The following is a 14,368-nucleotide window of genomic DNA, read 5'->3' as shown; positions in this document are numbered from 1 at the left end:
GAAGCGTCTGCGAATTGTGATAAATTTTAGACTATTCTAATTATAATACAATTTATTACAAAATATGAATGCAAAAGCAATAATTTTTTGTTAAAAACAAGAAACTTGTGGATTTTTTTAGTAAATAGCAGAAATGAAAAATTAGAACAATGAGGTGAGAAAAATGACAAAAAGAAAGCGTCATGTCATTAAACATGACAATGTTGTTGTTTTTCCGGGCGCTGTCCAAACTTTAATACGTGAAGGACATATCTTTGCTGAAAATTTTCAGTATGAAAAAGCGGTGGCAAGCTTTGAAAAGGCATTTGTGTACGAAGCTGGAGATGAATTTGCTCTTAGTGCCTATGCTTTCGCTTTGTATGAATTAAAGGACTATAGCAAGACAAAGGATGTTTGTGAGCAATTATTTTCAATGGGTACGTCATTTTATGTAGAAATCATGGAATTGTACATTACCGTATGCATGCAGTTAAAAGAATACCATCAAGTAGAGTCATTAATTTCAACGCTACTTGAAGAAAATGTTTTGCCTCAGGATCAAATTGAAAAATTTGAACGCTTAAAAAATTTGAATAGTGAAGTGTCTAAGAATCTAGAAAAAAAAGAAAATGCACAACGTTTAATAGAAGAACAAGAATATGACCTTGAGAAATTTAGGGCACTTAGTCCAAATGAGCAATCCATTCGCTTACATCGACTTATGGATACAAATGTAAGACAATTAAAAGAGCCGTTGAAAGAGATTATTGAATGTTCCACGATTCATCCGTTTGTCCAGAGTCTAGCACTTATTTTATTAGTAGAACAAGAAGTAGCTATCAATGTTACAGTAGCCAAATTCAATCAAACTAAAGTTGTTAATCCTACTGAATTAGTATTGCCTAACCAGCTACCGCAGTATGGAGAAATAAAAAATATACTAGAAGTGAAGCTAGAACAAGACCCATCGACTTTGGAAATGGTACAATATTTAATGGCAAAGCATGCCATTGTAACGTATCCATTTGAATGGCACCCGTTCGAAGCAGATGATGTTGCCTATAGTTATATTGATTTTGTCTTAGCGATGCTTGGAAATGTACAAGAAATGGACTATGAAATCATTGACTTTTTACAAATGTTAGAAAAGCTAACAGAACTACATTAGGTATGAAATAAGTTGAAACTATACACATCTATGTTATACTAAAATGGTTGTCAAAATCGTAGTTACGAATGAATTGTCTAACATCTAAACTTGATTATTTATTTGGAGGTATTTATACATGTCAGCAAAATGGGAAAAACAAGAAGGTAATATCGGTACTCTTACAATCGAAGTACCTGCTGCAGAAATCGACGCAGCAATGGACCAAGCGTTCAAAAAAGTTGTAAAACAAATTAACGTACCAGGTTTCCGTAAAGGTAAAATGCCTCGTAAAATGTTTGAACAACGTTTTGGTATCGAATCTCTATACCAAGATGCATTAGAAATCATCGTTCCTGAATCTTATGCAAAAGCAATTGATGAAGCTGGAATTATGCCAGTTGATTACCCAGAAATCGCTGGTACAGAAAACTTTGTACACGGCCAAGATTTCACATTCACTGCACAAGTAACAGTGAAACCAGAACCAAAGCTAGGAGACTATAAAGGTCTAGAAGTATCTAAACTTCCAGTAGAAGTAACGGATGAAGAAGTAGATGCACAAATTCAAGATCAATTAGCTCGTAAAGCAGAGCTTGAAATCAAAGAAGACGAAGCAATAGTAGAAGGTGATACAGCTGTGATCGACTTCGAAGGTTTCGTTGGCGAAGAAGCTTTTGAAGGTGGTAAAGGTGAAGACTATTCACTAGAAATCGGTTCAGGTTCATTCATTCCAGGTTTTGAAGAGCAACTAGTTGGTGTTAAAGCTGGCGAATCTAAAGATGTTGTTGTTACATTCCCAGAAGAATATCATGCAGCTGAATTAGCTGGTAAAGAAGCTACTTTCAAAGTAACTGTGAAAGAAGTTAAAACAAAAGTTCTTCCTGAGTTAAATGATGAATTTGCAAAAGAATTAGATCCAGAAGTTGAAGGCGTTGAAGCTTTACGCGCTAAAATTAAAGAACAAACTGCAGCTCAAAAAGAAACAGAATCAGATGCAGCTCTTCGTGATGAGCTTGTAGAAAAAGCAGCTGAAAATGCGGATTTTGAAGTACCAGCAGGTATGATCAACTCTGAAACTGATCGTATGTTACAAGAATTTGGTCAACGTTTACAAATGCAAGGTATGAATCTAGACCTTTACTACCAATTCTCTGGTCAATCAGAAGAAGACTTACGTGGCCAAATGAAAGAAGAAGCTGAAAGCCGTGTGCGTGTATCATTAACGCTTGAAGCAATTGCTGAAGCTGAAAAAATTGAAGCATCTGAAGCTGATATTGAAGCAGAATTAGAAAAAATGGCTGCTCAATTTAACATGACAAAAGATCAAATCACAAGTGCTTTAGGTGGAACAGCAGTACTTGAAAATGACATCAAAATCCAAAAAACAGTTGAATTTTTAGTAGAAAACGCTAAAATTACTGAATAAGATTTTGTGTAATTAGATAGCCCAAAAAAAACAAGGTACGGCATTCTTCCGTGCCTTGTTTTATCACATAAACTCTTAGCAATCAGTCCCCTTAACATTTAATTCACTTTATACTTCACTTATACATAGTATTGTTTTAGTTTTTATCTTCATTCAGCAGATGTTTTTGTATCCAAAGTATAATGTCAGGTACAAAAAACTACCATCTCACATAGATGGCGAGCTGTAAGCCTTTTAACCTTTTTAGTGTGTGTTTAAACCACGACTGAATGAAGATAGTGCCTGCTGACATGCGGCAAGGATTTAGATTGAAGTCCTGGCGCTATTAGAGTCAAGGCGAAATTGATACGATGCTAAACTTAACTTCATTCAGAAAGGTTCTAACTAAATAAAATTTATTTTTTGAGTGATATACCCTTGGTTGATGAATGTAGTAGATTTATAAATAGAGATCAGTAGTTTGTAGTGTGTCGGAAGTGAATAAATGTAACTTTATAGCAGTATAAGGTGGCGAAGTAAGCAGGTTCCTATAGCATGCTTCGAAAGACAAATGAAGTAAAGTACATGACGATGCGTTATAATCTACACATGCATAATTACTGAGGCGTAAATGATGCAGACAATTTATTTGATAAAGGTTCAATAATCTTGTAAGATTGTTGCTTGAATAGGGGTGAAACATATTGTTCAAATTTAATGATGAAAAAGGCAATTTAAAATGCTCATTCTGTGGAAAACCACAAGAACAAGTGCGTAAATTAGTTGCAGGTCCAGGTGTTTATATTTGTGATGAATGTATCGAGCTTTGTTCAGAGATCGTTGTAGAGGAACTAGGTGTAGAAGAGGAGATCGAATTCCAAGATATCCCAAAACCGAAAGAAATCTTAACGATTTTAGATGAGTATGTAATTGGACAAGAGCGTGCTAAAAAAGCATTGGCAGTCGCAGTTTACAATCACTATAAACGTATCAATACGAATAGTAAAATTGATGATATTGAATTAGCAAAATCGAACATTGTGTTAATCGGCCCAACTGGTAGCGGTAAAACTTTATTAGCTCAAACGTTAGCACGTATTTTAAATGTTCCATTCGCTATTGCGGATGCTACCTCCTTAACTGAAGCAGGTTATGTTGGTGAGGACGTTGAAAATATTTTATTAAAGTTAATCCAATCAGCTGATTATGATATCGAACGCGCTGAAAAAGGGATTATCTATATTGATGAAATTGACAAGGTTGCACGTAAGTCGGAAAATCCATCTATTACACGAGATGTTTCTGGCGAAGGTGTTCAGCAGGCACTCCTAAAAATTCTTGAAGGAACAGTTGCAAGTGTTCCACCACAAGGAGGACGAAAACATCCTCATCAAGAATTCTTACAGATCGATACAACCAATATTCTTTTCATTGTTGGCGGTGCATTTGATGGCATTGAAACCATCATTAAACGACGTCAGGGTGAAAAAGTAATAGGATTCGGTTCAGATCCGAATAAAGTAGATGTAGATGAAGGTTCTATCATGTCCAAGCTGATTCCTGAGGATTTATTGAAATTTGGTTTAATACCAGAGTTCATTGGTCGATTACCTGTACTTGCGAGTCTGGAGCAATTAAACGAAGCAGCACTAGTACAAATTTTAACAGAGCCGAAAAATGCACTAGCCAAGCAATATCAAAAAATGCTTGAATTAGATGGCGTTGAGCTTGAATTTGATGAAGATGCTCTTGTGGCAATTGCTAAGGAAGCAATTGAACGTAAAACAGGTGCGCGTGGTCTTCGTTCAATTATTGAGTCAACAATGCTTGATGTAATGTACGAATTACCTTCACGTGAAGACGTGAAAAAATGTATCATTACAGCAAAAACAATTACGGATAAAGAAAAACCGAAATTGCTTCTTGAAGATGGCACTGAACTCGATGAAGGTAGCGACACTAAAACTTCAGCATAATGAATAGACGTGGCTGTCTACCGTTGTGAGATAGAGAGTAATTAGCTGACTTCGATTGTGCAATATTCGCACATATCGACAGTCAGCTTTTTATTCATTCCTACATAAAGCCAGCTGTAACTTGAAGAAATTTTTGGCTCGCTTCAATATCTAGTGTGAATCAATTTTTTAAACACATACTAGTAGCGCGGGATGTTAACATGAAAATTTTGACGGAGGTGAATGCCCGCATGGTGACAATACAAAAAACAACAAATGTACCATTATTGCCTTTGCGTGGACTTTTAGTATTCCCATCGATGGTGTTACATATTGATGTGGGTAGAAATCGTTCTGTAGCGGCGCTTGAGCAGGCAATGTTAGAGGACCAAATGATTTTATTGGTAACACAAAAAGAAATGCACGATGAACAACCTGAAGAGCAAGATTTGTATTCAGTTGGTACAATTGCTTATGTCAAACAAATGCTTAAATTACCAAATGGCACGTTACGTATCCTTGTAGAAGGAGTTGCTCGTGCAACGTGGAAAAACTATCGTGCGTTAGAGAAGTATACGGTTGTCGATATTGAAATTAAAGAGGAGTCAACGGAAAAAGATGTAGAAACACAAGCATTGATGCGGACATTGTTGACGTATTTTGAAAAATATGCAAAATCCTCCAATAAAATTACAACTGAGACGATCAATACTGTAACGGATATTGAAGAGCCTGGCCGTTTAGCTGATATTATTGCTTCTCATTTGCCGTTTAAAATTGCCGACAAGCAAGAAGTATTGGAAATGCTAAGCGTTAAAAAACGACTAGATCATTTAATTATTCGCTTGCATGATGAACAGGAAGTATTGGATCTAGAAAAGAAGATTAATTCCAAAGTAAAGCAGTCAATGGAGCGTACGCAAAAGGAATATTATTTACGTGAGCAAATGAAAGCTATCCAAACGGAGCTGGGAGATCGCGAAGGGAAAACTGGAGAAGTTGCAGAATTACGGAAGCGTATCGACGAAGCTGGTATGCCAGAAACAACAAAGGAAGCAGCACTGAAAGAATTAGATCGCTATGAAAAAATACCTGGAGCTAGTGCAGAGAGCGGTGTTATTCGCAATTATATTGATTGGCTTATTTCATTACCATGGACAAATGCTACAGAGGATCGCATGAATATTGCCCATGCTGAAAATATTTTAAACCGAGATCATGATGGATTAGAAAAAGTCAAAGAACGTGTTCTAGAATATTTAGCAGTACGTCAGCTGAAAAATTCACTGCGAGGACCTATTTTATGCTTAGCAGGGCCTCCTGGTGTTGGTAAAACATCATTAGCTCGCTCCATTGCCGAAAGTTTAGATCGAAAGTTTATTCGTATTTCTTTAGGTGGTGTTCGAGATGAATCGGAAATTCGCGGACATCGACGTACGTATGTTGGTGCAATGCCAGGACGTATTATTCAAGGAATGAAAAAAGCAGGTACCATTAATCCAGTATTTTTATTAGATGAAATCGATAAAATGTCGAATGATTTTAGAGGTGACCCTGCAGCAGCCATGCTTGAAGTTTTAGACCCTGCGCAAAATAATACATTTAGTGATCATTATATTGAGGAACCATATGATCTATCTAATGTGTTATTTATTGCAACTGCCAATGATTTAAGTAGCATCCCAGGACCATTATTAGATCGTATGGAAGTAATATCTATTGCAGGCTATACTGAAATCGAGAAAGCTCAAATTACAAAAAATCATCTTATACCAAAGCAGCTTAAAGAGCATGGCTTGAAAAAAACGCAAGTGGTAATCAAAGATGAAGCAGTCACTGATATTATACGTTATTATACTCGGGAAGCAGGAGTTCGCGGTTTAGAACGACAAATCGCTACGCTTTGCCGTAAAATTGCCAAAGTAATTGTATCTGGTGAGAAAAAACGCGTAACGGTTAGCTCAAAATCATTACAAGATTTACTAGGTAAACATCGTTTCCGCTATGGACAGGCTGAAAAGGAAAATCAAGTGGGTGTCGCTACTGGACTTGCTTATACAACAGTTGGTGGAGATACATTACAAATTGAAGTTTCTTTAACACCAGGTAAAGGGAAGTTACAACTAACTGGTAAGCTTGGTGAAGTAATGAAGGAATCGGCTCAAACAGCCTTATCCTATGTTCGTACGAAGATGGAACACCTTAATGTGGATGCAGAATTTTTTGATACTCACGATATTCATATCCATGTACCAGAGGGCGCTGTACCTAAAGATGGACCATCAGCTGGTATTACAATGGCAACTGCTATCGTTTCGGCTATTCTACATCGCCCGATTCGCCGCGAGGTAGGTATGACAGGTGAGATTACCTTGCGTGGCCGTGTATTGCCAATCGGCGGCTTAAAAGAAAAAACATTAAGCGCTCACCGTGCAGGATTAACGACAATCATTTGTCCTAAGGATAATGAACGTGATATAGAGGATATTCCTGATAGTGTACGTGAGCAACTAACATTTAAACTAGTGACATCGGCTGATGAAGTTTTAGCCTATGCGCTGGACGGAGGTTTTTAAAAAAATGAAAGTCCATAATGTCGAAATGGTCATTAGTGCGGTACGACCAGACCAATATCCAGAAGATGGACTGCCAGAATTTGCATTAGCAGGTCGTTCGAATGTAGGAAAGTCTTCCTTCATAAATCGAATGATCGGACGTAAAGCTTTAGCACGTATTTCATCTAAGCCTGGTAAAACACAAACCCTTAACTTTTATAAGATTGAAGAACAGCTATTTTTTGTAGATGTTCCAGGGTATGGTTATGCAAAGGTTTCTAAAACAGAGCGTGAGGCATGGGGAAAAATGATCGAGCGCTATTTTACAGGACGTCAGGAGTTAAAAGCAGTCGTACAAATTATAGATTTGCGACATCCTCCGACAGCTGATGATCGTATGATGTATGATTTTTTAAAGCATTACAATATTCCTTGCATTGTCATTGCAACGAAGGCAGATAAAATTCCAAAAGGTAAATGGGATAAACATAAGAAAATTGTCAAAGAGACACTGGAGATGGAAAAAAGTGATTCACTTATTGTCTTCTCATCAGAAACGGGTCTTGGCTTTGAGGAAGCTTGGAAAACAATCGAAAATAAAATGTAATAAAAAACATCTATTGTATCTAAACCGTTAGGACAATAGATGTTTTTGTATTTTCAATCGAGTGGTGTAGAAAATTAGGGAAAATACTTGATGATGAAACTATTTGTCCGATAAATTAGATAGGAGGTGGACTAGATGGATATCGCAGCTTTATCGATGGCAATGAACCAAGCAACACTTATGCAAAATGTATCTTTAGCTGTTACGAAACAGGCAATGGAAATGCAACAGCAAAATACAGAACAGTTAGTTGAAATGTTAGATGCTCCACATCCAACAGCCGGACATACAATTGATATTCAAGTATGAGTAGTAGGCAAGGTAGCTTGAAGTTAAAAGCTACCTCAACTTTTGTTTTTAGAAATAAATTCAAGAAGGCCTAAAATGTAACTTTTCGAATAAGAAAAACTACCAATAATACGATATACTAATAATTAGTAAGGAGGCAGGTTTTTTGAAAAAATATTTATACATACTGATGATTACGTTACTGATGATAGTTGGTTTTTCCTTTAATCAATCTGCTAAAGCAGCCCAACTAGTGACAGGGACATTTGTTGATGTAACGTTTTCGGAATATACGAAGCCTGATGGTACGATAGAAAAGCAACTTAGTAAAATTACATTGGAAAATGATCGTGGACGAACAGTAACCTTTAATATTAATAAAAATACTAGATTATATATTAATAATACGTCTACAACGATTGAGGGTTTTAAGATGGGGATGGAAGTCGAGGCTGAAATTTCTCTCAGAAGTGTTGTTGAACTTCGCGGTACCTCTCATACACCAACAGAAACAAATGTACCATCAACAGGAAGCAGTAACGGTAAAACAACTGCTGGTGTCGTAACGAGTATTGATCCAAATGGTTTATTTATCATGGTAAAACCAGATGTTGGCGCAGAAACGACATACTATTTAAACAAAGAAACCAATTATCAAAAAGGTTCTTCAGCAACAGATATTAGTGCATTATACGTTGGGGATCGAGTTAAATTAAGTTTCAAAAATAAAACTTCCTCAATCATATCAAAGGTAGCTATCAGTGAAACAGGTACGCTCGTTGAAAACTTATATAAAGGCGAGATACAAGCGGTCAATCCTAATGCCAACAAGCTTACCGTGAAAAATCAGCATGCCTTTGTTAACTGGCAATTTGGCTCTCAAACAACAAATGATCTTTCAACTATGCCTTTTACATCCAAAGTACCAATCTATGTTGGGAATACAAAAGTCGAGAAAGGTCAGCTGAAAAATTATATAGGTAGCGAAGCATACTATGCGACCGTTAAACAATTTGGTAAGGAAGTAATCGAGAAAATTGTCGTATTAAAAAATAATGAAAGAACATATTACGAACCAATGCTGTCTGTTGATACAGATTACCAACTACTGAAACTGAAAACAGCAGGAACAATGTATTTCCATAATGGAACTATTTTAATTCGAAATGGACGATTAATTGAACCTACTGGTCTTATGGCATATGGTACTGCTTTTGTCGTGGCTGATGGTGCTACTCGTGATCACTATGCCCAAGTAATACAAGTTACAAGTGATAGCTTCATGTCACCTAATCTCGCAGGTCATGAATTATATTATGGACGCTTATCTCAAGCAGATGGATATGTAATTGAAATTGACGATGCGATGAAGATTGAATCAAATGTTTTCAAGAAAGCAGATCGTACTGTACTGTCAGTTAGTAATTCAACGAAAGCCATGGTAGATGACGGCAATAAAACATATAGTGTCATGCCAGATATTGAACTTTACTTATCTGAGGGAGACTATGGTTATTTCTATGTGAAGGAAGGCCATGTACAAGCTCTTCATATTTTAGACAAGGCTAAACCTGTTGCCCCTCTAATGCTTGCAGGGAAACTACAGTCTGTGAAATCTACGTATCCTGCAGTCATTAATGTCAAGAGTGTTAGTCAATGGCAAAATGGTCGTTGGTATGAAGCGGGTGAAATGGTTAATATGAATATTGACCAAGCGACACTGATTAAAGCAGGTAAGGTGATTCAAGCTTCTGACTTACAGCCATCTGATCGTTTAGTTGTATTATCAGATCGATTTGTTAAAGCTCATTTTATTTTGGTAGATTAGCATAAATATTAAACTAAAAAATCTGCGAGTCTCATGCGAATATGTTTCATAATCGAAAGATGAAGAAGTTACTTCGAATAGGCTAAATTGTGTATATATTCGCAAGACGAGCAGATTTTTTAGTTATATTAGAAACAAGCTTCATTATGCACGCAAATGCACAGTGAAAGAGAGGAAAAGCGAATGCAAAAAAAATTATCTAAAATAATGTTTCTAGTCCTTGCTGTCTTTTTGATTGGAACAACTATTCCATTCAATGCATCAGCCGCTTCATTAGAAACAACAGGTGCTGTAAAAAACGAATATACATATGAAGAAGCTGTGTTCCTTTCAGGGACACCTGTTATTTTTAAAGGGACAAGTAAAGATATTAAAATTGCTCAAAAAGAATCAAAAGGTAAATTAACTGAAACGTATAGCATGAAGTTAACAGCAAGCAATGGCGCAACATTGACAAGAAATATTGCCTATGAATCAGATGTAGTGGATTATGCAGTTCTTGGTCAAAAAACATCCAATGGTGAAGTGAAGAAATACACTGAAAAAATCACAATTGGCGCCATTACTTATTCCTTAGTCGATTATCAATTTTCACAAGGAACAGTTACTGATAATCGTGCAGCCTCTGATTATTACTCAGGAAATATTATTTCTAGAAAAACCTATGCTTTTGAAACAGGAAAAGGAAAAAATGCTGTTCAAAACACAGTAACAATTGAAACAGATAGTCGACATGCAGGCTATGAGAACTTCTGGGGTGCGACAGAAACTCAAATCACGGAATCTGTTTATTCTTATAGTGATGGTAAAACAAGTCATGTGAAAAATCGTTTATCTACAAGTAAATCACGTGTTTTAAATTATGAGGAAAATCTCGGTAGCTTAGGGAGTTTTGAAGGTGGATATGCAGTCGTAAGTGAAAAGGATGTTATTTCTGAATATACATACGACCTATCTTCAGGACAAAAAGGTACACTTGATTTAGATACAGAGTACATGCCGACAATTGAACGTCTTATCATTCCTAAATTCAGAGATTTAACAACCCATTATGCGAAAGAAGCAATTGAAAAACTTTATTCTCTAGGTATTTACTCAGATTCAAGTAACTTCTTTTCTCCTAATACACCAATGAAACGTATTGATTTTACGACGGCTATTGGTAAAGCGGTTGATTTACGTGTGTTTGAAGAAAAGAAATCAAAAAAGACACCTACTACAAGTGTTTTTAAAGACTTGAAGCGTTCTATCAAAGATTACGGTTATATTGAATCAGCGTTAAATAAAGGGATAATCAAAGGTGTATCAGCTGACTACTTTAAGCCAGATAATGCTATTAATCGCGCACAGGCTGCAACTATCTTTGTCCGTGCCTTAGGACTTGAAAATAGAGCACCTGATCCTGGTTACTTAACTAAATTTACAGATGACAAACAGATTCCAAATTATGCGAGAGATGGCATCTATATAGCGAATGAACTTGGCTTAATGATTGGTGATGCTGCTGGTCGTTTTAATCCAAATAAACCACTAACGCGTGCAGAGGCGTCAGTTGTTTTAGAACGATTCTTGAAATATTTAGAGGATGACTTAAAACAAAACTATCGTGATGACATATTGTTCTTTAACTAAAGAAAGGATGGAACAAAAATGACATATGTAAAAAAAGCATTGCTTGCTATGCTTTGCTTCATGCTTCTACTGATGACAGCTACACCTACTGTTACGCAAGCAGCTACAACAATTAGAGATGTTCCAACAAATAGCAATAATTATAAAGCTATTTCATGGGCGGTCGATAATGACCTGATGTCCTTAAATAGTGCAAGTAACTTTTTACCAAATGATCAAGTGACAGATCGCGATCTTGTTCTGATGTTTGCCAAACTAGATCGTAACTATGCTTTATCTTATATTGATAGTGTTGCTTATAATTTCTATAGTGATTTTTATTTACCATTTAATGGTACACATGTAAATACGAATCGAACAAAAGCTGTAACACGTGGCCAATTTGCCCAAATTTACGCGGCTTTTAAAGGCTTAGATTTAGATGAGCCACAGGCAGTTCAATATTTATATTCAAATGATTTATCTACAAGCTCTACAGGCAAAAACACTTTCGCTAGCTTTAATCCATCCACAAAACTAACACGGGGTGATGTTGCTGTATTTTTCTATCGTGCTGTTCAAAATAGCACTTTCGCAGTACAAGGATTAAAACGTAGTCCAGCTGGTCGTGATAATGATAGCATTACGTTACCACCTGGTTTTATGGGATCTAGTAGTGCTGATTTTGAAGAGCCAAAGGATAATTCAAATGATTTTACTGGACCAAATAATGTTAATAATGCATTGCAGAGTATCTTGGTGGAAAAGCCTGATTTAATTGCAAATAATGTGGATACAACACTAGTTACAGTTTCTTTAAAAGCTTGTAATGGTGATCCTATCGCTGATGATAAATCTTATTCATTCCGCGTGAAGGCATCCTACGGAAATATTGTTGATACTTCAGGTGAAGCAGTTGACATTGTCCAATCGGATGGTTCAACGGTATCTGCTATAGTGGTAGCACCAAAATTAACTAAATCAGTACGTGATACAATAACTTTTGAGCTGATTAATAATACGGATCCAGCAATGAAGTGTCTTGTTGGTGAGAAACTAAACGCAGAAGTGCGTTATGCACCACAGCCTGAATTGCGTATTGATTACCAAGTATACGACCCAGCAAATACAGATGATAATGGGAGCGTGATTCCTGAATTTCCAAAAAGTGAAGATATTCCAGAGTTCTTTACGCAAAACTTAATTGATGTTTATAGCCCAGTTCCTCTAAATGCTAATTCAGATAAAAAATTATTTAGTATTGGGCAGCAAACAAATGTGAAGGACGTTTTAGGGAATGTGCAAAACATCTATTTGCGTTACGGTGGATCTGATCCTAAATATCCGGCATTAGGTTATGAAAATGCTATTCTTCAATTTGAAAACTATGATATTTCTGTTCACTTATTTGAGGAACTTTTAAAGACACGTTTTGAGAACTCTGTTACAACGCCAGCTAAAACGGAAATAATGTATTTAATTGCTGACGATGGTCGTCCTATTTATCGCGTTCAGGGCATTGATGATGATATTGCCTCACAGGTAGAGAACATTAATCCAGTCGGCGCCATTATTCAGCTTATGAAAGAAATGCCAGACGAAAAAGATTTAACATTAGAACATTATGATAGTGTTATGAAGATTTATTCGATCTTCACTAACTTAAGTAACTATGACCGCACGGTATTATTAAAATACCAAGGCGGTAAATTACTTGGACAAGTAGAGGCGTTTAAAAAACGAGTAGAGGCCCTCAAGGAAAGTGCGGATGCTGCATCAAGACCATCAGGAAAAGATCGTTATACAAAAGTAATGGTGACTTTAGTGCGTCCTGGTGGAGAGCCTATTACAGATTATCAAGGGACAGTCAAAATTAAGTATGACGGAGTAGAAAAAACAGCTTCATTCATTACGAACACTTCTGATCCATTAAATAATACAGGGAATCCAGGTACTGCTGTAGCCTACTTTGATTCAGTTATATATGGCAAATCTAAAGTGGAAGCAAGACTTGTAAATCCAATAGATCCTCGCTATGCAACGTCCTTGAAGGGTTTAAAAGATAAAACAGTGACGAAAGATATTTTTACGAATCCATACTTCAGTAAAAACTCTTGTTCTTTAGCAACAGAAATTGCCTATGTAGTGGATTATTCTTCTTCCATGAAGGCTGTTGATCCAACAAATTATCGTGGGAAGAAAATGATTGAACTAATCAATCAATTAAAGGCTAAAAATAACATAGTCATTGAAACCAATACAAAAGCGACAGTACTTGGAGAAGGTACAACAGAAAATGTGTTGAAAAAAGATCTTTATAAAGCATCGAAAGATAAGGGTGCAACCGATATTTTTGCAGGCATCGATATTGCTTTAACAAAATTCTCGAACGATTCGAAAACATCCAAAGCGATTGTCGTTGTATCTGATGGTAAAACGAGTAAATCAAAAATGACAAAAGTTATAAATGAAGCGAAAAAGCAAGGTGTCAAAGTATACACAGTAAGTATGGGCAAAAAATCACAAGTAAATGACGCCACTTTAATGCAATTATCTTCAGAAACGGGCGGAACGTACTTCCATGCAATTGATAATTTGCAATTGCATCAAGTCTTCCAGAAGTTAATTGATACAATTTTATGTAAAACGCAAGCTTCAAGCTGTATCAATCCAGAAGATTTATTTGAAGAGACAAGTGTTTCGCTACGAAAAGGTTATATTACAATGAGTGCTCGAGTTGATGGTAACTGTCAAAACGTTGCGAAGATGAATGTACGTTTTAATTCAATCAGTGGAGATGTCCAGTTTGATTTGCAAAAGCGTAGTGATCAAGTGTATATGTTAACAAAAACTGTTCAAACTATGCAGGACTTTAAAGTCAATGATGAGATTGAGTTTATAGCATACGATAAAGATGGAAATATGATTGCAATAAAGACTGTTACAATAACAAATTAATGAGAAAACTGCCTCCGATAATTGGGGCAGTT

9 protein-coding genes are annotated in these 14,368 nt (G+C 36.2%); all 9 read left to right on the top strand.

Features of this window, described 5'->3' with window-relative positions:
* Positions 1-163 precede the first annotated feature (163 nt).
* The 9 genes from MKY76_RS16430 to MKY76_RS16390 all read left to right on the top strand — a co-directional run bounded on the left by MKY76_RS16430 (position 164) and on the right by MKY76_RS16390 (position 14,336).
* Entirely contained in the window at positions 164-1,147 is a 984-nt protein-coding gene (locus MKY76_RS16430) for a hypothetical protein (protein WP_342556851.1), read from the top strand.
* Between the two features lie 118 nt (positions 1,148-1,265).
* The gene (tig, locus tag MKY76_RS16425; RefSeq protein ID WP_342556850.1) at positions 1,266-2,555 is read left to right on the top strand and encodes a trigger factor; all 1,290 of its coding nucleotides are present in this window, start codon (positions 1,266-1,268) and stop codon (positions 2,553-2,555) included.
* Between the two features lie 683 nt (positions 2,556-3,238).
* Positions 3,239-4,510, top strand: coding sequence for an ATP-dependent protease ATP-binding subunit ClpX (clpX, locus tag MKY76_RS16420; RefSeq protein ID WP_036075657.1), 1,272 nt, complete (start codon positions 3,239-3,241; stop codon positions 4,508-4,510).
* Between the two features lie 230 nt (positions 4,511-4,740).
* On the top strand, positions 4,741-7,065 hold the full coding sequence (lon, locus tag MKY76_RS16415; protein WP_048395119.1) for an endopeptidase La: 2,325 nt from the start codon (positions 4,741-4,743) through the stop codon (positions 7,063-7,065).
* 4 nt (positions 7,066-7,069) lie between these two features.
* Entirely contained in the window at positions 7,070-7,651 is a 582-nt protein-coding gene (gene yihA / locus MKY76_RS16410) for a ribosome biogenesis GTP-binding protein YihA/YsxC (protein WP_048395121.1), read from the top strand.
* A gap of 135 nt (positions 7,652-7,786) precedes the next feature.
* A complete protein-coding gene (locus MKY76_RS16405; RefSeq protein WP_081011007.1) occupies positions 7,787-7,960 on the top strand; it encodes a YjfB family protein in 174 nt (57 codons plus the stop codon).
* Positions 7,961-8,105: 145 nt separating this feature from the next.
* On the top strand, positions 8,106-9,767 hold the full coding sequence (locus MKY76_RS16400) for a hypothetical protein (protein ID WP_054550016.1): 1,662 nt from the start codon (positions 8,106-8,108) through the stop codon (positions 9,765-9,767).
* A gap of 183 nt (positions 9,768-9,950) precedes the next feature.
* The gene (locus MKY76_RS16395) at positions 9,951-11,399 is read left to right on the top strand and encodes an S-layer homology domain-containing protein (RefSeq protein ID WP_004226619.1); all 1,449 of its coding nucleotides are present in this window, start codon (positions 9,951-9,953) and stop codon (positions 11,397-11,399) included.
* 18 nt (positions 11,400-11,417) lie between these two features.
* A complete protein-coding gene (locus tag MKY76_RS16390) occupies positions 11,418-14,336 on the top strand; it encodes a VWA domain-containing protein (RefSeq protein ID WP_103118504.1) in 2,919 nt (972 codons plus the stop codon).
* The last annotated feature ends 32 nt before the right edge of the window (positions 14,337-14,368 follow it).

Origin of the sequence: Lysinibacillus sp. FSL P4-0201 (genome assembly GCF_038593425.1) — a bacterium.
GTDB classification, from domain to species: domain Bacteria; phylum Bacillota; class Bacilli; order Bacillales_A; family Planococcaceae; genus Lysinibacillus; species Lysinibacillus capsici.
This window is presented reverse-complemented; position numbering and strand designations above follow the sequence as displayed.